Consider the following 2,054-nt stretch of genomic DNA (forward strand, 5'->3'; position numbering starts at 1 on the left):
CCGCGCTGAACCTGTCGACCCAAGTGTTGGCCACCTCTGCGCCTGCGGGCGCGGCGCGCAGGGCAGGGCGCTCCAGGGCGGTGATCGCCCTCGGGCCGATGCTGGCGCTGCCGCTGGGGGGCTGGCTGACCCTGTGGGCCGGGCCGCGACCTATCTTCATGATTCTGGCCGGCTGCTGCCTGGCGGGCGTGTGGGTGGCACGTGGTTTGCCGACCGCTGGGCATGATTTGCACAGCACCGGGCGCCGCTTCAAGTGGCCGGACAGCGTGGCGGTGTGGTCGTTTATCGAAGGCGTGGCGTTGGACGGGCTGTTTATCTTTGGCCTGTCGATCCAGGCGCAGAAGATTCTTGGCGGCGATGCGGTACTGATCGCCGGCGGCCTGATGGCACTGCGCTATGCCTCGGAGATGCTCCTGAGCCCGCTGGGTGGGCGTGCGGCGCAGCGTTTTGGTGCCACCTCGATGCTGCTGTTGTTTTCGTTCTTGAGTGCCTTGGCGCTGACGGCATTTGGCAGTTATTGGGTGATCGTCGGCGCGGCCGCGGTACTGGTGTTGCGCGCCTTGCAATTGCCGTTGGTGACCACTTTGGTGGCTGAGCGCAACCCTGGTTCGATGCGCGTTTCGGCCCTGGCCTCCAACGCGGTGTGGCGCGATGTCGGCGCTGGCCTTGGGCCGCTGATGGCGGGGTTGCTGCTACCGGTGGCGTCGGCGCCGTGGGTGTTCGGTCTGGCAGGCGCGGCGATTGCCGTCAGCGCCGTGTTCTGCTGGCGCGCGAAGGTTTCCAACTGATTATGGGTTTTTGAAGCCTTCCAGCCAGGCGGGGTCGAAGCGGGTTTGGTCGGTGTCGATGCCCAGTGCCTGCATTTTCGCCCTATGCGCTTCCATCTCGCCGACCAGTTGCGCCTGGGCGCTGGAGTTGGCGTCCAGGTCATGCATCTGCGTCAGGCCCAAGTGGTAAAAACGCAGCACTTTGAGGGCAGTGGGGTCGTTGGCCTGTGCGCGGTCCTTGAGGGTGTGCATCACATTGGTCACGCGCATCAGGTTGCGCTTGAGCTGCCAGCCGTACACTGCAGGCGCCAGCCATGGTTGGGTCCAAAATGGGCCGCGCACCAGGGCGACGGTGATCAGCACCCCGGCGAATACGCCGCCGATGTTGAAACGCAAATTATCGCCGCCGGGTTCGCCGAACAGCATCACCGCCAGGGTTGATAGCAGCATGGCCAGGGCCATGAACAGCACGGCGATGATCAGCGTGCTGCGGCGGGTTTGTTGGCGGAAGGTTGCGGGGTCGCAGGGTTTGAGCTCGAACATCCGGGTCAGGTCTCAAGAAAGGCGGGGTGGCATCTTCGCATGCTTTGGGCAAACAAGTTGAACGATGGCTTGGGGTGGTTTCTCTAAATCCGTGTAGCCCTTTTGAGGTAAGCCATCATGTCTGAGTACAAGCAACCGCCGCCGGGTACACCTGACCCTGACCGTACGCCGGGAGAGGAGGAGCGTGACAACGATGCGTTGCGGCCCAATGACCCGGCCGAGCGTCAGGACGAAGATGATGTGGAGCGGGTTGAGGAAGACCTGGAAAACCTGCATGACAGGGCGCGCCCGCTATAGGTTCAGGAGGTGACTGTGAGTAATCATCCGAAAGGCCCGGGTTCGGGCGAGCATGCCAGCGGCGAGAATGAGTTGGGGTTTGATCCGGATTCGCCTGATGTGTCGGACCCGCAGGTTGATCCTGTTGGGCCGGCGATTGCGCCGTTGGATAAGGACAAGGAGCAGCGGAAAAAGGTGGATTATGATCCGTTGGGGGATCTTAAGAAGCCTGGGTGATGTTGGCGCTTTTGGTGTACATATCCGTTGCTGCGGTAACGGCGGCTTATGGTTCCGCTCTTACAGCGGGTCACTTTTGGCAAACGCCCGGAATGCCGGCCCAGCCAAAAGTAACCAAAAGGTCTTCGCCCCACCACTCGGCACCTCGCTAATGCTCGGTGTGCCCTCACTCCGGCTTGAATCCGTGGGCCGCCGCGATGGGCCATCCTTGGCCCAGCGCGGCTAACCCGG

4 protein-coding genes are annotated in these 2,054 nt (G+C 62.8%); 3 read left to right on the top strand and 1 reads right to left on the bottom strand.

What is annotated here, in order from left to right; all coding sequences use genetic code 11:
• On the top strand, positions 1-788 hold a 788-nt coding region (locus FEM54_RS31365; RefSeq protein ID WP_138454152.1), incomplete at its 5' end, for an MFS transporter.
• Here FEM54_RS31365 and FEM54_RS31370 read toward each other — a convergent pair.
• On the bottom strand, positions 789-1,310 hold the full coding sequence (locus tag FEM54_RS31370) for a DUF3087 domain-containing protein (RefSeq protein ID WP_138454153.1): 522 nt from the start codon (positions 1,308-1,310) through the stop codon (positions 789-791).
• Between the two features lie 117 nt (positions 1,311-1,427).
• Here FEM54_RS31370 and FEM54_RS31375 point away from each other — a divergent pair, with 117 nt between their 5' ends.
• Positions 1,428-1,607, top strand: a complete 180-nt coding sequence (locus FEM54_RS31375; RefSeq protein WP_099550507.1) for a hypothetical protein — start codon at positions 1,428-1,430, stop codon at positions 1,605-1,607.
• Positions 1,608-1,622: 15 nt separating this feature from the next.
• The gene (locus FEM54_RS31380) at positions 1,623-1,823 is read left to right on the top strand and encodes a DUF6021 family protein (RefSeq protein WP_017137593.1); all 201 of its coding nucleotides are present in this window, start codon (positions 1,623-1,625) and stop codon (positions 1,821-1,823) included.
• Positions 1,824-2,054: the final 231 nt, after the last annotated feature.

Origin of the sequence: Pseudomonas edaphica, from assembly GCF_005863185.1 — a bacterium.
Classification (GTDB): domain Bacteria; phylum Pseudomonadota; class Gammaproteobacteria; order Pseudomonadales; family Pseudomonadaceae; genus Aquipseudomonas; species Aquipseudomonas edaphica.

Coding starts and splice junctions, on each gene's coding strand:
- FEM54_RS31370 (WP_138454153.1), bottom strand. CDS start 1,310: ATGTTCGAGCTCAAACCCTGCGACCCCGCAACCTTCCGCCAACAAACC.
- FEM54_RS31375 (WP_099550507.1), top strand. CDS start 1,428: ATGTCTGAGTACAAGCAACCGCCGCCGGGTACACCTGACCCTGACCGT.